Consider the following 19,628-nt stretch of genomic DNA (forward strand, 5'->3'; position numbering starts at 1 on the left):
GTTCCCATTGTGGCAATGCGGTGCCCGTCCGCACGATGGGTGAGTCCTGCCGATCCGACAATCGAGGTTTCATGATCGTCATTACCGGACCCACCGGGAACATCGGGCGGCACCTGCTGTCGCTGCTGATCGAGGCCGCACCCGCAGGCCGTGAGGAGTTGCGTGTCGTCGTCCGGGATCCGGCCCGGCTCCCCGAAGACGTCCGTGGACGGGTCGAGGTGGTCGTCGGCTCGCACGGCGACGCCGCGACCGTCGAACGCGCCTTCGCCGGGGCGGACGCCGTGTTCTGGCTGGTGCCGCCGGACGCCTCCGGCACGCCCGACGAAGCCTACAGCGGCTTCACCCGCCCGGCCGTGCGTGCCTTCGCCGCCAACGGCGTCGGCCACGTCGTCGGCGTCTCGGCGCTCGGCCGCGGCACCCCGCAGGCCACCCGGGCCGGGCTGGTCACCGCCTCCCTGGCCATGGACGACCTGATCGCCGACTCCGGCGTCGCCTACCGCGCCCTGGCCTGCCCGTCCTTCTACGAGAACCTGCTGGAGGAGGTCGACGCGATCCGCGACGACGGGGTCTTCACCGACACCGTCGCCGCGGACCGCCCGGCCCCCATGGTCGCCGTCGCCGACATCGCCGCCGCCGCGGCCGCGCTGCTGCTGGACCGCTCCTGGACCGGCGTGGGCGACGTCCCGGTGCTCGGCCCGCAGGACCTCTCCCCCGACGACCTGGCCCGCATCATGACCGAGGAACTGGGCCGTCCGGTCCGCTACCGGCGTCAGTCGCTCGACGAACTGCGCTCCACCATGCTCGGCTACGGCCTCAACGAGGCGTTCGTCGAGGCCATGGTCGACATGAAACGCGCCAAGGACGAGGGCCTGGACTCGGGCGTCGACCGCTCACCGCAGGCCGGGACGGCCACCACGTTCGCGCGGTGGTGCGCCCGGACGCTGCGGCCCGCCCTCCTCACCACCCAGGGGGCCGTCGATGCCCGCTGACCGGACCGAGCCGCCGGTCACCGCTTTCATGCTGGTCAAAACCACGCCCGAGTGGTTGGCGATGACCGTGGCCGAACGCGTCCAGGCCTTCACCACCCACGTTCTCCCCGCCATCGAGGCCCGCACCCGTGGTGTCCGCTCCCGTTTCTACGACACGGAGTTCTACTCGGCGCGGGTCACCGACATCTGGGTCTGGGAGGCGGACGACCACGACGCCTACCGCCTGCTGATCGACGCCCTGCGCGAGACCCCCTTCTGGGACCGCTACTTCGAGGTCGTCGACCTGCTCGTGGGCACCGAGAACGGCTACGCCCGCACCTACGGCCTGAAGCCACTGGCGACCGTCGCCACCTGAGGCTCCACCAGACCGGCCGGTGCCGCCGCCACCCGACGGCGGCACCGGCCCGGGGAAGGACGTTCCACCCGGCACCTTCCGTTCCTGTTCAGCGGGCGGCGGCCAGCCGGGCCAACTGCCCGTCCTCCAGCGGCACGTCCACCGCGTCGACGGCCTCGTCGAGCTGCGCGAGGCTGCTCACGCCGACGATGGGCCGGATGCCCTGCCACAGCAGCCAGGCGAGCACCACCTGGTTGCGTGTCGCCCCCGTCTCGACGGTGATCTCGTCGAGCACGCCGAGGACCCGGCTCGTCCCCGGGTGGTCGTAGGCCTCGGGGAGGGGCTTGTCGGGGCGCACGTAGCCGCCGTTGATCAACGGGGTGCTCGACCGCTCGGGTCGGACCAGAACGCGTAACAGTTGGCGGTGTCGATCCACTCGCCACCCCTCTCCACGAACCTGTCCAGCAGCGCGAACGCGCGTTCCTGGTGCACCGTCGTGCCGTAGTTCATCGTCCCCAGCACCAGCCGGGCCACTGCCCTGTCCCCTGCCATGGCGTCGACCCTGCCACCTGGAGCGCACTCCCGATCAAGCCCTCCGTCCGAGGATCGTCGAGCGCGTTGCGGTCCACCGGGACCGGCCGGTCGGGGCGTCGGGTGCCACGCCGGCCCCGGCGGTTGCCCCATCGGAGGTTGCGAAATGCGTAACTTGCCCGATTTGCCCTCGTTCACTCGTTGACGGCTGCCGCCACATCACGCAGGCCCGTCATCCATCTGAACGGGGGAAATTTGGTGAGGACCGTCCTGCGAAGAACCACCAGCGCCGCCACGGCGCTGCTGGTCACCAGCCTGGCAACCCTGACCCTGGGGACGCCGGCACTGGCGGCACCGGGCGACGCGAGCGCCCGCGGCGTCGTCGTCGACCTGTCCGCCGAGGTGGCCGGGATAGCAGTGATCAGCGCCGACGCGACCATCGGCACCGCCACCGCGCCGGCCGCCGGGGGCACCGACACCGAGACGCTGCTGGCGGTCGCGGTACCGGGGGCGGTCGGCGTGACCGCCAGCGGCACCGTCGAAGAGGTCACCGCCACCCGGGCGGCCGACTCCTCCTCGGCGTCCTCCAGCGTCAACGGGCTCAACCTGACCGTGCTCGGCATCGACGTGCTGGACGCCGCGGAGGTCACCGCCACCGCGGTCTGTCCCCAGGTCGGCGCGACCAGCGCGGACACCACGCTCGTCGGGCTGGAACTGTTCGGCTCGGCGGTAACGCTGACGGCGAACACCCCCGCCGTCGTGGGCAGCGCGGCCGTGCTGGTGCCGGGGCTGCTGGACGCGAGCCTGAACGCCTCGTTGACCAGGGTCGAGACGACCACCGCCACCGGTGCCACCGCGATCACGGTACGGGCCGTGCTGACCCTGTCGGGCAGCATCCTCGGTGTCCCGACCACCATTCCCGTCGGAACCGTCATCGTCGCCGAGGCGCTCTGCGAGCGTCCGTCGGCGGCACCGACCACCGCGACGATCACCCCCGACGAGGGCCCGCAGTCGGGCGGCCAGACCGTGACGATCACCGGCACCGGCTTCATCCCGGGCGGCACCACGGTCACCTTCGACGGCGTACCCGCGACCGACGTCACGGTAGCGCCGGGTGGCACCTCCCTGACGGCGGTCACCCCGCCCGGCGCGGTCGGTCCCGCCGAGGTCGTGGTCGGCACGGTCAACGGCACGGCCGCACCACTGGGCTACACGTACCTGGCCGACGGCAGCGCGGCCACCATCACCGGCCTCACGCCGACCTCCGGTCCGACCGTCGGCGGCACCACCGTGACGATCACCGGCACCGGCTTCACCGGGGCGGCCGGAGTGGACTTCGACGGCCTGCCCGGCACCGGCTTCACCGTCAACCCGGCCGGCACCACGATCACCGTGGTGACACCGCCGAACCCGGCGGGCCCGGCCCTGGTCGAACTGGTCTTCCCGGCCGGTCGGGTGACCGCGCCGACGTTCACCTACCTTGGGCCGACGATCACCTCGATCGTCCCGGACACCGGACCGACCCCCGGCGGCACCACCGTGACGATCACCGGCACCGGCTTCACCGGGGCGACCGGAGTGACCTTCGACGGCACCCCGGGCACCAACGTCACGGTCAATCCGGGCGGCACCTCGCTGACCGTGGTCACCCCGCCGGGTCAGGTCGGCCCGGTGGACGTCACAGTGCTCCTGCCGGGCGCGGACGCGACCGCCCCGGACGGCTTCACGTACGTGGCAGCGGCGCCCACCGTCGCGTCGATCACCCCGAACGCGGGTCCACAGTCGGGCGGGCAGACGGTGACGATCACCGGCACCGGCTTCGTCCCCGGTGAAACGACCGTCACCTTCGACGGCACACCGGCCACCAACGTCACTGTCGCCCCGGGCGGCACCTCCCTGACGGCGGTCACCCCGCCCGGCGCGGTCGGACCGGCCGTCGTGCTGGTGGCCACCGGCGGCGGCACGGCGGCACCGTTGGACTACACCTACCTCGCCGACGGCAGCGCCGCGACCGTGACCGGACTGACCCCGACGAGCGGACCGACCTCGGGTGGCACCACGGTCACCGTCACCGGGACCGGGTTCACCGGAGCGACCGGGGTGACCTTCGACGGGGTGCCCGGCACCGGGTTCACCGTCAACCCGGGCGGCACCACGATCACCGTGGTGACACCGCCGAACACGGCCGGGCCGGCGGACGTCCGCCTGGTGTTCCCCGCGGGCACCGCCACCGCGCCCGTCTTCACGTACGTCGCACCGACGATCACCTCCATCGTGCCGGACACCGGACCGACCACCGGCGGCACCACGGTGACCATCACCGGCACCGGTCTCACCGGCGCCACCGGCGTGAACTTCGGCAACACACCCGGCACCAACCTGGTCGTGAACCCGGACGGCACCTCGCTGACCGTGGTCACCCCGCCCGGTTCGCCCGGGACGGTGGACGTCACCGTCCTGCTGCCCGGTGACGACGTCACCGCACCTGACGGGTTCACCTACGAACCCGCCCCGCCGCGCATCGACACCGTCAACCCCGGGCAGGGGCCGACCGGTGGCGGCACGACCGTGACGGTCGGTGGCTCCGGGTTCGTACCGGGCGGCACCACGGTCACCATCTGCGGCACGACCATCCCGGCCGACCAGGTCACCGTGGCACCGGACGGCCGTTCGTTGACCTTCCGCACACCGCCCTGCGCGGCCGGTGACACCACGGTCGTGGTGAGCACCGCCGGCGGCACCTCCAACGGCTCCACCTTCCGCTACGTCGGGGGGATCCTGCCGGTGACCGGTGACGCCATGCTCGCGCCGCTGACCGTCGGGGTGCTGCTCGCCCTGCTCGGCACGGTCCTCGTCGTGCTGACCCGCCGCCGGCACCGCGCCGGCCGGATCGGCTGACCGGACGCTCCCGGCCAGGGTCCGGTCGGACCCTGGCCGGGAGCGACACCGCCCTCTCCGGTACGCGCGCTCGGCGCGCCGCCGGTGCAGGGCGGTTCGTCACGCCACGGTGCACCCGCCGCACGGCATCCGCCCGGACTCCACCGTCGGGGGCCGCAGGTCGGTTTCGAGGGCGTCGAGGTAACCGGCGAAGCCGTGCGGGGCCCGACCATGGCGGCGGGCACTGGTGCGTACCGCACAGCCGGCGTCGGCGACGACCCGCATGGCCTGCCGCCGACCACGCTCGACGAGGTCGTGGTCCTCGCCGTGGCGCAGGTCGGCGAAGCCGCCCAGCCGCTCGTACGCGGTGGCGGCGCAGCCCAGGTTCGCACCGTGGACGTGCCGGTGACCGGCGCCGGTCAGCCCCTGCCGGTACCTGGCCTCGTACCGGTCACGAACCGGGGTGGCGCGGGGCGCCCAGTCGGTGACCCGTACCGTCCCGACCAGCAGGTCGGTGCCGGCGCGGGCGTGGCGCAACTGCCAGCCGCCCCACCGGCGGGGCACCCGGCTGTCCGCGTCGGTGGTGGCGAGCCACAACCCCTGCGGGCCGTCGCGCAGCGCGTACGCCATGCCGGCGGCGCGGGCCCGGCCGACGTTGCGGGCCCGCACCGTCAGCACGACGACACCGAGACGTTCGGCGACGGCGGCCGTGGCGTCCCGGCAGTCGTCGGCGACCACGATCACCTCCGAGCGCACCGGCAGGTGCCGCAGCGAGTCGAGGACGGAGGCCAGGCAGCCGGGCAGCAACGCCTGCTCGTCGTGGGCGGGCACCACGACCGCAATCCGGTTCACCACAGCCCGTCGGCCTGGGCGACGGACCTGGCCGGCGGCGGCACCCGGAGGAACACGTCGAGGAGGAAGTCGGCCTCCTCGTGCCGTGCCGTCCGCGTCAGGCCGTCCACGCCGGCGAGCAGCCGGTGCACGTCGTCGCCACTGCGGGCGTGCTCGGCCACCGCCGGCCGCCAGTGCACGGCCACCAGCGTGCCGCCGGGTTCGAGCGAGTCGACCGTACGGGCCACCAGCAGATCCAGTCCGGCGTCGTCGAAGTAGTAGCCCAACTCGGAGAGCACGATCAGGTCGAAACCGTCGTCCGTCACGGCCGGCCACTCGTCGGGAACACGCATCCGCTCCACCCGGACGTGTGGCTGCTCCGCCAGCCGCCGTCGGGCGCTCGCCACCGGCGCGGCGGCGATGTCGACCGCCAGCAACCGGTCGCACCGCGGGGCGAGGCGGCGGGTGAGCGTCCCGGTCGAGCAGCCCGGCTCGAATGCCGAGCGGTACCGCCGGCGCGGCAGGCAGGCCACCGTCACCTCGTGCTTACGCTGGTCGTACCAGCGGGTTTCGAAACTCCACGGGTCCTCCGCCCCGGCGTACATGTCGTCGAAGTACCCGGCCGGGGTGCCGCCTGAGGTCATGGCACGAACACCGTCTCGTAGGGACGCGCGAACCGGGCGAGGACGTTCGGGGGGAGGATCGCGGCGTCGGCGGGTGCCGGCCCCAGCGGCAGCACCTGGCTACGGAAGGCGTCGACCGCCGCCAGCTTGGCCGATCTGGCCGGCCCGGTCAGGTCGATCCGGCGCGCGCGGTGCCACGGCACGTCGGGATGGTCGGGTCGGGCCCAGTGCCACGTCCACACCGGGAACTCCAGCAGGATCGCGCCTGTACGCCGGCAGGCGGTCGCCGCCGCCCGCCCCACCGCCTCGTGGTCCGGGTGTCCGTCGCCACGCCACGTCGTGACACACCAGCGCCCCGGCGTCAGCCGGCCGGTCAACGCCTCGGCGAGCGCCGCCTCGTCGACACCGCCGTCGGGGTGACCGAGATGGTCGATGGCGGTGGGGGCGACCCCGAGCAGCCCGCAGGCCGTGACCGTCTCGGCCCGCCGGATCGCGGCCAGCGTCGCCCGCGGGTGGACCGTGGAGTCCGGATGCGACGCCTCGCCGTCGGTGACGACCGCGATCTCGACGCCGCCGGCGAGCATCGCGACCAGGCCACCCACCCCGAGCACCTCGTCGTCGGGGTGCGGGGCGACCACCAGCGGCGGCACCGCCCGCACGCCGTCGTCCAGCGCCAGCACGGGCCAGCCCGCCGGTGCCGGCCAGGCACGCCAACTGCTCTCGTCGGTGCCGGCGTCGACGATCGGCCTCACCATCCGGGGTCCCCCACCGCCGCCACGAGTTCACCGAGGTGGGCCAGGTCCGCCTCCGCGTGGCTCTGCCGCAGATACACCGTCAGGTCGGCGACCCTGCGGGCGTGGTGGGCGTCCTGACACAGCGGGCCCGCCCCCAACGCCCGGCCGACCCGGTCGACGACAGTGGTGGCCGCCGCCTCGACGGTGGCCCGCACCTGGTGCGCCAACCGGTCCGCGTCCCCGGTGGGGTTCGCGTCGACCTCGTCGGCGGCGGCGGACAGGGCGGTGCGGGCGGCGGTCAGGGCCGCGTCGACCGCACCGAGGTGCGCCAGGGCGTGCGGGCTGAGACGGCGGTGCCGCGCCGCGTCGTACAGGGTGTCGGCGACCCCGACCGCCCCGCCGTACCAGCACGCCGCCACCCCCAGCCCGCCGTGCCAGAAACCCGGCCGCGCCGTGTAGCTGCCGGGCCCGCCCACCGCGACGCCGGTCACGCCGTCGAAGCTGACGGTACGGCTGTCGCTGGCGGCCATGCCCACGGCCGGCCAGGTGTCGGGCAACGCGGTGACCCCGGCGGCGTCGACCTCGACGGCGAACAGCCGGACGCCGTCGTCGGCGGTCGCGGTGACCAGGGCGCGGGACAGCAGACCCGCCCCGGAGCACCAGGGCCGGTCACCGGTCAGCCGCCATCGGTCGCCGTCCCTGGTCGCCGTGACCGACGCCGGCACGGCCGCCCAGACACCCCACGGCTCACGGCACCACCCGGGTTCGACCGGAACACCGAGTTCGGCGAGGATCGCCAGGGCGTCGGCGTGCCCCTCGCCCAGCCGGGCCAGGGTCAGGTCGGCGCGGCCGAGTTCGACGAGACGCAGGAAGCGGTCACGGGTCCGTCCGCCGCCGGGCAACGGCAGGTCGAGCAGCCCGGCGTGTACGGCCGACCGGAACGCCGTCCCCGGGTCGTCGCCTCCGGGGGTCACGACCGGGTTCCCGCCGTCCGGGACGGTCTCCCGGACCGCAGCCGGCCGGCACGGCCCGAACCGCCGTCGACCACTGGCAACGTTTCCGGACGACCGGCCGTCATCGGGGCACCTCCATCAGTGCGACGCGCGGCCCGCACGGGTCGCCGCCGGAAGATGCCCCTCTCCCCCGGGACGAAACATGGCACCGCACACACCACCGTTCGACGACCGGACCCGGCCGGCAGTCGTCGTCCGGCAGAACCGGGGTGGACGTCAGGGAGACAGACACCCGGGTCTGCGAACCCGACGGTCTGCAGCCGGCTGGCCCCACTATTCACACGGTCTCGGCCCCGGCCCCACCGACGGTCGGTGCGATCCAACCGCATCACCGGTTGACCGGCGGCCCGGGGCCGGGCCAACCGGTGATCCCGGCGTGTCGCAGGCGATGCCGATGGCGCTACCCTGAACGCGCAGGTAAAGAGGAGGTCGCCGCATCCATGCCTGAGCCGGACGACGGCGCCCGTCACTCGAACCTCGCGGATCGGTTGAACCGCCTCTTCGCGGTCGTCATCCCGGCCGGGCGCACCCGCCCCTACAGCAATCCGGAGGTCGCTCGCGCGGTGAGCGCCGAAGGCGACGTGCAGATATCGCCGCAGTACCTCTGGGCACTGCGCAACGGCAGCCGGGACAATCCCACGCTCAAGCAGATCGAGGCACTGGCCGCGTTCTTCGGCGTACCGCCGGCCTACTTCCTGTCGGACGAGAAGGCCGCCGACATCGACGAGCAGCTGATGCTGCTGGCGGCGGCGCGGGATGCCGACGTCCGGGAGATCATGCGACGCAGCACCACGCTGTCCCGCCCTGACCGACAGGCGATCCTGCGCATCATGCAGAGCCTGACCGGCGACGCCGCGAAAGGCCCGGAGACACCGGAGCACTGAGGGCGGATGGCCGGACAGCGGCTCCACCAGGTCGGCAGGCACCAGCGCCTCGGATCGAACGGGCAGGTCATTGCCGACGGTCGTGTCGCCTATAGCGCATAATCGACTGATAAGATGCCGCTCGATGTCACATGCGAACCTGGTGAACGGCGTATTCGTCACCACGGGCACGATTCTGGCGTCGACCGCCATCCTCAGCGCCGCCGGCGACTCGGCGCGCACGCCCGCCCGCACCGCCCTGACCGTGTCGCTGGGCACGCTCGGCCTGTCGTTCCTGATCCAGTCACCGGCGGCGCGTGGCGCGCAGAACCTGGTCGTCACCAATCTGGGCCAGCTGACGGGTAACGGGACGACGCTCGTCGCCGCGTACGCGCTTCAGGTCATGGTGCTGCACATCCTCTACGGACGCGCCGACGCCGTCGTCCGGGCCCGGCGTTGGCTGGTCGCGCTACTGCTCGCGCTCGCTGCCATGACCAGCCTCTTCCTGAGTACGCCCACCCCGGCCGACAGGTTCACCTCGCCGGACGCGCCGGGCGGAATCGTCGCCTACTACCTGGTCTTCACCGGTTATCTGGGCGCCACCGTCACGAGCCTGTTCCTGTTGATCCACCAGTACGCCGCGCACACCTCCGATCGGATGATGCGGATCAATCTGGTGCTACAACAGTGGGCCTGCGTGACCGGCATGATCTACTTCGCGGGCCGGATCGCGGCGCTGTCCCTGAACCGGCTGGGCATCGACGTGGAGCAGGACGACCGCTTCGGTCTGATCGAGTTCGTCGTCGCCGCGGTGGTCCCAGGCGTCGGCGTCACGCTGTCGATGACCGGTGTCGTGCTGAAGACCGTCGGCCGATGGCGGCAGTACCGGAACACCCACCGACGGTTACGTCCGCTGTGGGAGGCGGCCCGCGAGGTCCGGCCGCACGCGGTGCTCCCGGTTCCGCATGGCCGGGGCGGGGCTCGGTTGCGCCTCTACCGTCGAGTCATCGAGATCCAGGACGCGCAGCTCGCGGCCGGGCAGCGGGTCGGTGCGGGGCTGCGCCGGCAGATCGACGACGCGGTCGACGACGCGGCCCTGACCGGCGAGGCCGCCCGCGCGGTTCGCGAGGCCGCCGTCTTCGCCGCCGGCCTGGCCGCGCTACGGGACGACCGGACCCAGCCGGCCTGCGACGTCGGAGTTGCCGCCGCGCCCGCCGACGAGAAGCCGGACCTCGGCACGGTCGTGCGTCGCCTCGAAGACGTCAGCGACGCCTACGGCAGGTCTCCGATCGTCAAACGCTTCGGCAGGACCAGCGATCCCGGTCAGCGCTGAATGTCGACCGACCCCGCTCGACTCAACGGGCCGAGCGGTCCGGCTGGCTCAGCGGTCCAGCGTCCTTTCCAGCCGCTCGATCACCACGCCGATCCGCCCGGCCACCGGTAACCGCGGCGCGACGGTCAGGGAGCGATGCATGATCAGTGAGGCGATCAGCTCGGCCTCCTGTTCCTGCACGTCGTCGTAGGCGGAGCGACCCAGCACCGAGCGCACCATGGCGGGATCCAGATCCGGCACCAGTCCGGAGAAGCCGTCGACGGGTCCGGCCAGACCGTCCGCGTGCGTCGCGAGCATGTGTCCCACCTCGTGCAACACGATATGGTCGCGGTGGTTCCGCGGCGCCGCCATCGGAAAACCCACGATGTCCCGATCCGGCAGGGCCAGCCACAGCCCACAGGTGTTCGCAGGCAGCTCGGCATCGGTCATCGGAAACAACGAGACCGGCCGACCGGCACGGTACCTGCTCCACCGGTCGAGGAATTCCTCAAGCTCGAACGGCATCGGTATGCCCACGGCGCGATCCAGCCGCCGCACCAGGCCGACGCAGCGGCGCAGCACCGCACTCTCCCCCGCCCGTCGAATGCGCACGTCCAGCTCCGCCCGGTCGTCACCGCCGCGAGAAATTCTATCCATCCGCCGCGCTGTCGCGCGAGCCACAGTGGATCGGGCCCGCGAAGGTCCGAGCGAATTGTCGGTAGCCATTCCGGCAGGTCGGAATGGCTACCGACCGGCCGGGTCGGCCGGTCACTGTCGCCTGACCTCGCCTACTTCGGATCGTCTCCCCCGCAGGCCGGGATCGAGCGAGACACGTCAATTCAACTTCTCCTCCGGGTAGACACCCGCGATGACCGCGTCTACTGTGAGTGGAGATCGATGACCATCCTCTCGGAGGTGGACCTGCCACCGAACCCGCCCAGGCGGATGACGGTTCGACCCCGGTCCACGGGGCCCGATCCGCCTGCGTGGACGCCATGCCCGACCACCGGGCCGGGCCCGCCGACCCCTGAGTCGCACATCAGTCGAGTGGTTCGCCGACGCCGATGCCGGCACCCCTACGAGAAGCCGACCGCAACGCATGTTGGAAGTGTCGAGGTGGAGGAGTTAGCGTTGATTGATCTGTTGGAGCGATTCGGATCGACGATCTACTCCGACCCACACGGGTGCTATTCCCTGCTCCGCAGCGAAAGTCCTGTCCAGAACGTCGTGCTGCCGGACGGCCGACGCTGTCACCTCGTACTCGATCATGCAGGCGCGCGTTTGATGTTGTCGTCCAATTCGGTGAGCAACCAGCGCCCGGGATCCGGCGACAGTCACATGCTCGAATCGGACGATCCTCGCCACTCGATGCTGCGGCAGACGATTGCCGGCACCTTCTCCAAGTCCGGCATCCGGGCGATGACCCCCGCGATCTCACACATCGTCGACCAGCAGCTCGCACTGCTCCCCGAGGACGAGGACGTGGACCTCGTGCCGACCCTCGCCCGGGTCGTTCCGGTACTGGTGACCGCCAGGCTCCTCGGCATCCTTCCCGAGGACGAGCCGCGGCTGAGCCGGTGGACGACCGAGTTTCTCGCGACCGACGACGGCGCCAGGCGAATGGCCGGCGCCCGTGCCGAACTGACCGACTTCATCTCGCAGATCTTCGAGAAGAGACACCCGGTAGATGGCAACGGGTTGATCGGGGATCTCCTGGCCCGCCCCAGAAGGTCGGGCGTCACGGACGACGACCTCATCGCCACCATCACCCTGTTGGTTGTCGCCGGCCACGAAGCCACCGTCAATCTGATCACCAACGCGATCTGGTGTTACCTGAGCTTCCCACACGTCGCGCAGGCGCTTGCCGCCGGCACGGCAGATGTCGACGACCTGATCGCGGAAACCCTCCGGTTCCAGCCGCCGCTGACCCTCTCGTCCAGCCGCTACCTGACACGGGACCTCGAACTGTCCGGCACAGCGTTGAAGGGCGACGGCCAACTCGTGATCGCGTCGTTCGCGTCGGCGAACCGCGACGAGGCGAAGTACGAGAACCCCGACCTGTTCCTGCTCGGGCGGCGGACCGCGGGCCACCTCGGCTTCGGCTCGGGGGCGCACCGTTGCCTGGGCGACGGGTTGGCGATCGCCGAGGCGCGCTGCGTGGTCGGCGAGCTGATCGGGCGGTTTCCTGACATGAGTCACCGCGAGGAGACGCGATGGCGACCCAGTTGTATCAGCCGTTCCCAGCACTCGCTCGTGGTGCGACTCGACGGAGGAGCCCCTGGCAGCGGAACCGCCCGGGGGCACCAGCGAGAAAGTCGTCCGATGCAGAACAGTCCAGAAGTCACGGAGCAGATTCGGTCGATAGTCCTGGAGGTGCTGCACGACTCGGACGGTACGACAACTGAAGCCGACCTGGAACTCGACACGGATCTACGGGGGTACCTCGGATTCGACTCCCTGTCGATCATGTATGTGCTCTCGACAGCAGAGGAGAGATTCGGCGTCACCCTGGGAGACGCCGAGCTGATGACCAGCACCATGAGCGTCCGGGTGCTGGCGTCGTACATCGAGGCCGCGCTGGCCCGCCAGTCGACACGTACTCCGACTGTCAATCACCCGAACGCACCGGTGGGGGAGATGCTGTGATCGGTAAGGCCGAGATCGTGAAGATGCTCGAATCAGCCGGGGAGGAACAGGCAGCCCTCTTCGAGGAGGCCAGGGCGGCCCGCGACAAGGTCTTCGGCAGGCGGGTCGTCGTACGCGGGGTTTCGGAAGTGGCGAACATCTGTCGGGTCAACTGCAAGTTCTGCCCGATGCGTCGCGACAACACCCGCAAGATCGATCGTTTCACCGCGAGTGACGACGACCTCGTCGAGGTCGCCGGGGTCATGAAGCAGAATGGCATCAACGTGGTTTTCTTCCAGGGCGGGGAGATACCACAGACAACCAAGATCGTCGGGCGCGCCATACCCCGGATCAAGGAGATCTTCGGCGGCGACGTGGAGATCCTGCTGAACCTCGGCATCAAGAGCAGAGCCGAGTTCGAGTACCTGAAGGAGCAGGGCGCCGACAGCTACATCATGAAATTCGAGACGAGCGATCCCGCCCTCAACCTGGAGATGCGGGAGGAGCGTCTCGACGAGCGCCTCGACAGTATCCGGGTCCTGAAGGAACTGGGGTTCCGGGTGGGCGTCGGCGGCATCGTCGGGCTTCCGGGCCAGACTGTCGGCTCGGTAGCCGACGACATCCTTCTCGCGCTGGAGCTGGACGTCGACATGTGCAGCTTCTCGCCGTTCATCCCGGCCCTCGACACCCCACTGACGGGTGCCGATCCGGGAAGCGCCGACATGACCCTCAACGCGATCGCGGTAAGCCGTATCTTGAATCCGGGATGGCTCATCCCATCCGTGAGCGCGTTGGCGAAGACCTCCTCCGGCAGTCAGAAGATCGGCTATCTCGCCGGCGCGAACGTCGTCACCATCAATTTCACGCCATCGGTCGAAAGCGATCGCTACCTGATCTACGGCAGAGACCGGTTCATCGTCCGCGAGAACTACGCCTTCTCCATGCTGGAGGAAGTCGGCATGACACCCTCGAAATCCGTTTTCGTGGGGTCCGGGGCGATGGCCGACCTCCGTTCGTAGCACGCCCGACACCGCTGCAGGGAGGCCACGGCCGATGAGTGAGGTGAGGTTTTCGGGTGGGCGGAACGCTTCGGGTCCACTCGTCTGGGCCCAGCAGAGTATCTGGCCCGCCATCAAACGCGACAGGCCGCACGACGGCCACCTGAACGTCAGGTTCGCGGTTCCCGCGGAACCGACGAGCCAGTATCGGGACATCGTCTCGACCGTCGCCACCGTGATGTCGGTGCACGAAGGCCTCCGCACGAGGTTCCCGCTGGCCGACGACGGCAGCACCTGCTACCAGGAGGTCAGCTCGTCCGGACGGGTAGCGCTACCCACCGTCGAACTGGCTGCGGCCGACGTGGACTCCTACCTGGAGGAGTGGAGCCAGCGGTCTTTCGACACGGCGGGGCAGTGGCCGGTCCGATTCACGTTGGCCGTTTCCGGCGGAAAGCCGCTCGCCATTCTCGGGGTGACCTCGCACCTCGTGCTCGACAAGTTCGGTGAGCGGGCGTTGGTGCAGGACATGCGCGCCCTGCTCCGCGGCGGCCACGTGTGGTCGGGCAGCGGCAGGATCACCGGGGTCGGCCGGGCGGAGCACGAGGCGGGCGAACGCCTCACGGCGATCTCCGAGCGGGCGGTGTCGCGTTGGCGGAGCCTTCTCGAGTCGCACGAGACCAGGATGTTTCCGGTGAAGCTGACCAACCGCGCGGTGCTCGGTAGTGCGATGTTGGTCAGTCCGGCCGCAACCGCCGCCGCGGACCACATCGCCGCGAAGCTCCGGGTCAGTTCGGCGAGTGTGTTCATGGCCGCGACCGCCGTACTCGTCTCCGTCCTCTCCGAACGAGAGCAGGTGGTGATGCAGAGCATGCTGTCCAACCGGTTCTCCCCCTCGGAGATGGCATTCGTCGGCAACATCGCGCAGCCCTGGGGGCTGCCGGTCGAGGTCGGGGAGAAGAGCTTCGAGGACATCGCGAACGCGGTCTACCAGGGTTCGTTGAGCGCCTACCGGATGAGCCGGTTCAACCCGCACGTCTGCAACAGCATGCGCCAGGAGCTACAGGTTGCCAGGGGTCTCGACGAACTCCCCTGGTTCGACAGCTTCCACAACGACACCCGGTCACTGCGACTACGGAAGGCCGCCGGTCCGTCGAGAGCTGCCCGCAAGCTCACCCGAGGTAAGGACCTGTTACGACACGGCAGCAAACTGTACGTGGAGATCCGCGAGGTCGACGACTGCGCCGAGATCTTCGTGGTCGCGAACTCGGGCCACCTGCCGGTGGGCGATCCCGGTACGCTCGCCGTCTCCATCGAGTCGATGCTGTCCCGGGTGCTCGCGTCGGATTCCGGCACAGCCGCCCGGCAACTTGTGACGCTGGCGTTGGCCGAGGCCGGTGAACGGGAGTGACCCTCTCGCGGATCCTGTCGGCCGCCGGGGACTCCCCGGTGCTGTTCGAGGACGGCAGGTGGTGGTCGGGCAGCGAGCTGCTGACGGCCGGACTGACGCTGGCCGGCCGACTCGCCGGCCCGACGGCAATCGTCGCCAGGTGCTCGAAGGCCGCATCGGTCGTCGCCGCGGCCGTCTGCGCGGAGGCCGCCACCGTCAACGTCACCTACCTGGACCCCAGTTTGGATCATGCCAGCCTGGGCATCCGGGCCGCGTCGGGCTATCCACGGGACCGGTGCGGCAGCGACGGACCGGCGGATGCGGGGTGGCTCCTGGAGGAGCGCGCCACCGCCGTTTCGCCGCTCGTGGCGCCACTGGGGGAACCCTCGTACAGCTTCATGTCGTCCGGCTCGACCGCGACGCCGAACCGGATCGTCCGGAGCGTACGAGCCACCTCGGTGGACAGCCCGCGGATCGCCGACGCCGTCTACCAGGGGCATGACGGCGTGGTACTGGCCGCCCCGTGCTTCCACCTCTACGGATTCAGCCACCTCGTGGCCGCGTTGGGACGTGGGCTCCGGGTGTGGGCGGTCACGCCCAGTGCGAGCCTGTCGGTGATCGCTGCCGCGGTCGACCGACCCGAGGTCCAGGTGTTCACCGGCCTTCCCTTCCACCTGGATCTCGTCCTCCGGTCGAGCAGCACAGGCGTCTTCTCCGGACTGTCCGCGCTGCTGTCGTCGGCAGGCAGGCTGAGCAGATCGGTGATCGACCAGGCGCTGGCCGCCGCCCTGCCCCTGTACAACATCTACGGCTCCACCGAGACCGGAACCCTGGCCATCGGTGACGCACGGTCGGTCCCGGACCCGTTCGGCTACGTCGGCCAGCCCCTGCCCGGGGTCGAGATCCGGTTGACCCGGAGCGCCGACTCCGACGAGGGTCCACTACACATCCGGACCGACGGACTGGCCGAGGGGATCATTCGGGACGGCGACTACCTCCCCGGACTGACGGTCGACGGATGGTTCCCCACGACCGACATCGGGCGGATGGGCCCGAAGGGTCTCTGGCTCGTCGGTCGGCAGGCCGAGTTCCTGAAGGTCGCGGGGGCCCGGGTGAGTTGCGCGCGCATCCGTGAGGTCCTGCTCCGGTGCCCGGGCGTGCACGATGCGGAGGTCTTCGGGGTGGAGGACAAGGTCCGGGGCGAGGTGCCGGCGTGTCGGGTCGTGCTGGAGCCGGGAACGTCCGTCGGACACCTGCACGGATGGTGCGCCGCCGAGCTGAACCCGATCGAGGTGCCGCGATCCATCGAGCCGGTCGACCACATCCCGCGGTCCGCCACTGGAAAGATCATGCGTTGGTTGTGAGCGGACAGCCCCCCGCGCGCCGCATGCGGTTGCCGCGCAACGCGACGGCGGCAGGGGACTTTTCGTGGTTCGAGCGAAAGTCCGCCCTGGCTCGACAGAAGGTATGGACAGGGGGATCGAAAAAGCTTAATGTCTTCGCCATCACGGAAGTGTTTCGGCGAGGTGAACCGGCGGCGCGGTGATCCATCGACCCCCTCCCCCGCTACGGCATCCGGCGCGACGGCGCGCGCCCCGCCCTGGCATTCGAACGTCAGGAAGGGACGGACAGCCAGTGTCCTCACACCATGGCGCGTTCGGCCGGCGAACGGCGTCGGTCAGCTCCGCACTACTGCTGGTGGCCGCCGCCGGGCTGGTCGCCCTGGGCAGCCCGACCCCAGCCCAGGCCCACACCATCAACCCCGCCGACTTCCAGCAGGTCACCCTCGCCAAGGGCGAACCCGAGGTCGGCGAGCCGATGACCATCGCCGTGCTGCCCGACCGGTCGGTGCTGCACACCGCCCGCAACGGCACACTGCGGCGCACCGACGCGGCAGGCACCACCACCGTGGTGGGCACGGTCCCCGTCTACACCCACGACGAGGAGGGCCTGCAGGGCGTCGGGGTGGACCCGAACTTCACCACCAACCGGCACGTCTACCTGTACTACGCCCCGCCGCTGTCCACCCCCGCCGGGGACGCCCCGGCCACCGGCACGGACTTCTCCGCCTGGCAGGGCGTGAACCGGCTGTCCCGGTTCACCCTCAACGCCAACTGGACGCTGAACACGTCCAGCCAGGTCAACATCCTGGACGTGCCGGCCGACCGGGGCATCTGCTGCCACGTCGGCGGGGACATCGACTTCGACGCGGCCGGGAACCTGTACCTGTCGACAGGCGACGACAGCAACCCGTTCGACTCCGCCGGCTACTCGCCCATCGACGAACGGACCAACCGCAACCCCGCGTACGACGCGCAGCGCAGCGCGGCCAACACCAACGACCTGCGCGGCAAGATCCTGCGGATCAGGGTGAACGCGGACGGCAGCTACTCGATCCCGGCCGGGAACATGTTCGCCCCCGGCACCGCGCGGACCCGCCCGGAGATCTACGCGATGGGGTTCCGCAACCCGTTCCGGATGAGCGTGGACAAGGCCACCGGGGTGGTCTACGTCGGCGACTACGGCCCGGACGCCGGTACCACCGGCACGCGCGGCCCCAGCGGGCAGGTCGAGTTCAACCGGGTGACCGGGCCGGGCAACTACGGCTGGCCGTACTGCACCGGCACCAACACGGCCGCCGAGACGTACGCGGAGTGGGACTTCGCCGCCGGCACCGCCGGTGCCAAGTACAACTGCGCCGGCGGCCCGGCCAACAACTCGTTCCGCAACACCGGCCTGCCCACCCTGCCCGCGGCACAGCCGGCCTGGATCCGGTACGCCGGCGACGCCGGCAGCCCAACGGAGTTCGGTGGCGGCTCCGAGTCGCCGATGGCCGGTCCGGTCTACCGGTACAGCGCGTCGAACCCGTCCACCACGAAGTTCCCGCAGTCCTTCGACGGCCAGTTCTTCGCCACCGAACTGGGCCGGGGCTGGATCAAGCCCATCCACGTCAACGCCGACGGCTCCCGGGGCGCCATCGACGCGTCGTTCCCCTGGAACGGCAAGCAGGTCATGGACTCCGCGTTCGGTCCGGACGGCGCGCTGTACGTCCTCGACTACGGCACCGGCTACTTCAACGGTGACGCCAACTCGGCGCTGTACCGGTACGACTACGTCGCCGGTGGCAACCGCGCGCCGACCGCCGCCGCAACTGCCGACAAGACCTCCGGGGCGGCACCGCTGACGGTGAACTTCTCGTCGGCCGGGTCGTCGGACCCGGAGGGCGGCGCGCTCACCTACTCGTGGGCGTTCGGTGACGGAACCACCTCCACGGCGGCGAACCCCAGCAAGACGTTCACCGCCAACGGCACCTACAACGTCACCCTGACCGTCCGGGACCCGCAGGGCGCGACCGGTACCGCGAGCGTGCAGATCGGCGTCGGCAACACCGCCCCGACCGTCACCATCACCGGCCCGGCGAACGGCTCGCTGTTCTCCTACGGCGACACGGTGCCGTTCAGCATCACCGTCACCGACCCGGAGGACGGCACCATCGACTGCGCCAGGGTCAAGATGACCTACGTGCTCGGCCACGACCAGCACGGCCACCAGATCACCGCGAAGAGCGGCTGCTCCGGCACGATCACCATCCCGGTCGACGGTGAGCACGACGACGCGGCGAACATCTTCGCGATCTTCGACGCCGAGTACACCGACGCCGGTGGGCTGACCACCCACAAGCAGCACACCCTCCAGCCACGCAAGCGCCAGGCCGAGCACTTCAAGACCTCGTCCGGGATCACCGTCTACGACAAGACCCCCGCCGAGGGCGGCAAGACCGTCGGTAGCATCGACAACGGCGACTGGATCGCGTTCGAGCCGTACCGCCTCGACAAGGCCACCTCGTTCAGCGCCCGGGTCTCGTCCAACGGTGTCGGCGGCACCCTCCAGGTGCGGACCGGTTCACCCACCGGCACCGTGCTGGGCCAGGCGACCGTCCCGGTCACCGGCGGCTGGGAGACCTTCACCACCGTCACCGGCACCCTCTCCGGCGCACCGGCCAGCACCGGCACGCTCTACCTCACCTTCGCCGGGGGCACCGGGGCGTTGTTCGACCTCGACACGTTCACGTTCGTCACCGGCGGCACCACCGCGGGCACCGGGCCGATCGTCGGGCTCGGCGGCAAGTGCCTCGACGTCCGCAACGCCGCCACCGCCGACGGTACGCAGATCCAGATCTACACCTGCAACGGCACCGCCGCCCAGACCTGGACGGTCACCCCGAACAGCACCGTCAAGGCGCTCGGCAAATGCCTGGACGTCTCCGGCGGCGGCACCGCCGACGGCACGAAGATCCAACTGTGGACGTGCAACGGCAGCGGAGCCCAGAACTGGTCCGCACAGGCCGACGGCACCCTGCGCAACCCCCAGTCCGGCAAGTGCCTCGACGTGTCCGACAACAGCGCCACCGACGGCCAGGCCGTCCACCTCTGGACCTGCCTGGCCGCCGCCAACCAGAAGTGGACCCTGCCGTGACCCGGCAAGCGGGGCACCCGGCACCCTCCTCCACC

At 70.6% G+C, this 19,628-nt stretch carries 17 protein-coding genes; 10 read left to right on the forward strand and 7 right to left on the reverse strand.

Features of this window, described 5'->3' with window-relative positions:
* Positions 1-71 precede the first annotated feature (71 nt).
* Positions 72-989 (forward strand): NAD(P)H-binding protein, encoded by a 918-nt coding sequence (locus B5D80_RS14870; protein ID WP_088644468.1) that lies wholly within the window; start codon positions 72-74, stop codon positions 987-989.
* A complete protein-coding gene (locus B5D80_RS14875) occupies positions 979-1,344 on the forward strand; it encodes a darcynin family protein (protein WP_088644469.1) in 366 nt (121 codons plus the stop codon). Before B5D80_RS14870 ends, B5D80_RS14875 begins: the two co-directional genes overlap by 11 nt.
* 88 nt (positions 1,345-1,432) lie before the next feature.
* Here the strand turns inward: B5D80_RS14875 and B5D80_RS34315 are convergent, their stop codons facing one another.
* Both B5D80_RS34315 and B5D80_RS34320 read right to left on the reverse strand, forming a co-directional pair.
* Positions 1,433-1,681 carry an aldo/keto reductase gene (locus B5D80_RS34315; RefSeq protein ID WP_245854604.1) on the reverse strand — a complete coding sequence of 83 codons (249 nt, stop codon included), beginning with the start codon at positions 1,679-1,681 and terminating at the stop codon, positions 1,433-1,435.
* A gap of 14 nt (positions 1,682-1,695) precedes the next feature.
* Positions 1,696-1,875, reverse strand: coding sequence for an aldo/keto reductase (locus B5D80_RS34320; RefSeq protein WP_169733062.1), 180 nt, complete (start codon positions 1,873-1,875; stop codon positions 1,696-1,698).
* A 237-nt stretch (positions 1,876-2,112) separates the two neighbouring features.
* Between B5D80_RS34320 and B5D80_RS14885 the strand changes: the two genes are divergently transcribed.
* Positions 2,113-4,752 carry an IPT/TIG domain-containing protein gene (locus B5D80_RS14885; protein ID WP_158224179.1) on the forward strand — a complete coding sequence of 880 codons (2,640 nt, stop codon included), beginning with the start codon at positions 2,113-2,115 and terminating at the stop codon, positions 4,750-4,752.
* 99 nt (positions 4,753-4,851) lie between these two features.
* Here B5D80_RS14885 and B5D80_RS14890 read toward each other — a convergent pair whose 3' ends face one another.
* Genes B5D80_RS14890 through B5D80_RS14905 form a run of 4 tightly spaced genes read right to left on the reverse strand, consistent with a single transcriptional unit; the run spans position 4,852 to position 7,893 of the window.
* Entirely contained in the window at positions 4,852-5,583 is a 732-nt protein-coding gene (locus B5D80_RS14890; protein ID WP_211291501.1) for a glycosyltransferase family 2 protein, read from the reverse strand.
* A complete protein-coding gene (locus B5D80_RS14895) occupies positions 5,580-6,206 on the reverse strand; it encodes a class I SAM-dependent DNA methyltransferase (protein WP_088644472.1) in 627 nt (208 codons plus the stop codon). The genes B5D80_RS14890 and B5D80_RS14895 overlap by 4 nt, the downstream gene beginning before the upstream one ends.
* Positions 6,203-6,940 (reverse strand): PIG-L deacetylase family protein, encoded by a 738-nt coding sequence (locus B5D80_RS14900; protein ID WP_088644473.1) that lies wholly within the window; start codon positions 6,938-6,940, stop codon positions 6,203-6,205. Before B5D80_RS14900 ends, B5D80_RS14895 begins: the two co-directional genes overlap by 4 nt.
* Positions 6,934-7,893, reverse strand: a complete 960-nt coding sequence (locus tag B5D80_RS14905; protein WP_088644474.1) for an acyl-CoA dehydrogenase family protein — start codon at positions 7,891-7,893, stop codon at positions 6,934-6,936. Before B5D80_RS14905 ends, B5D80_RS14900 begins: the two co-directional genes overlap by 7 nt.
* Before the next feature lie 479 nt (positions 7,894-8,372).
* On the opposite strand from B5D80_RS14905, the gene B5D80_RS14910 reads away from it, so the two are divergent.
* Positions 8,373-8,816: a helix-turn-helix domain-containing protein gene (locus B5D80_RS14910; protein ID WP_088644475.1), complete on the forward strand. Its 444-nt coding sequence runs from the start codon at positions 8,373-8,375 to the stop codon at positions 8,814-8,816.
* A gap of 70 nt (positions 8,817-8,886) precedes the next feature.
* Entirely contained in the window at positions 8,887-10,128 is a 1,242-nt protein-coding gene (locus B5D80_RS14915; protein WP_144081669.1) for an MAB_1171c family putative transporter, read from the forward strand.
* A gap of 48 nt (positions 10,129-10,176) precedes the next feature.
* Here B5D80_RS14915 and B5D80_RS33365 read toward each other — a convergent pair whose 3' ends face one another.
* On the reverse strand, positions 10,177-10,764 hold the full coding sequence (locus B5D80_RS33365) for a hypothetical protein (protein WP_158224180.1): 588 nt from the start codon (positions 10,762-10,764) through the stop codon (positions 10,177-10,179).
* Between the two features lie 474 nt (positions 10,765-11,238).
* Here B5D80_RS33365 and B5D80_RS33370 point away from each other — a divergent pair, with 474 nt between their 5' ends.
* The 5 genes from B5D80_RS33370 (at position 11,239) to B5D80_RS14945 (ending at position 19,593) form a co-directional block, all read left to right on the forward strand.
* Positions 11,239-12,753 (forward strand): cytochrome P450, encoded by a 1,515-nt coding sequence (locus B5D80_RS33370; RefSeq protein ID WP_158224181.1) that lies wholly within the window; start codon positions 11,239-11,241, stop codon positions 12,751-12,753.
* Positions 12,750-13,751, forward strand: coding sequence for a biotin synthase BioB (locus tag B5D80_RS14930; RefSeq protein WP_088644479.1), 1,002 nt, complete (start codon positions 12,750-12,752; stop codon positions 13,749-13,751). Before B5D80_RS33370 ends, B5D80_RS14930 begins: the two co-directional genes overlap by 4 nt.
* Before the next feature lie 223 nt (positions 13,752-13,974).
* Positions 13,975-15,138 carry a condensation domain-containing protein gene (locus B5D80_RS14935; RefSeq protein WP_158224182.1) on the forward strand — a complete coding sequence of 388 codons (1,164 nt, stop codon included), beginning with the start codon at positions 13,975-13,977 and terminating at the stop codon, positions 15,136-15,138.
* Positions 15,135-16,481 carry an ANL family adenylate-forming protein gene (locus B5D80_RS14940; RefSeq protein ID WP_088644481.1) on the forward strand — a complete coding sequence of 449 codons (1,347 nt, stop codon included), beginning with the start codon at positions 15,135-15,137 and terminating at the stop codon, positions 16,479-16,481. Before B5D80_RS14935 ends, B5D80_RS14940 begins: the two co-directional genes overlap by 4 nt.
* A 271-nt stretch (positions 16,482-16,752) precedes the next feature.
* A complete protein-coding gene (locus tag B5D80_RS14945; protein ID WP_088644482.1) occupies positions 16,753-19,593 on the forward strand; it encodes a PQQ-dependent sugar dehydrogenase in 2,841 nt (946 codons plus the stop codon).
* The last annotated feature ends 35 nt before the right edge of the window (positions 19,594-19,628 follow it).

This window comes from Micromonospora wenchangensis (assembly GCF_002210435.1).
Lineage (GTDB): Bacteria > Actinomycetota > Actinomycetes > Mycobacteriales > Micromonosporaceae > Micromonospora > Micromonospora wenchangensis.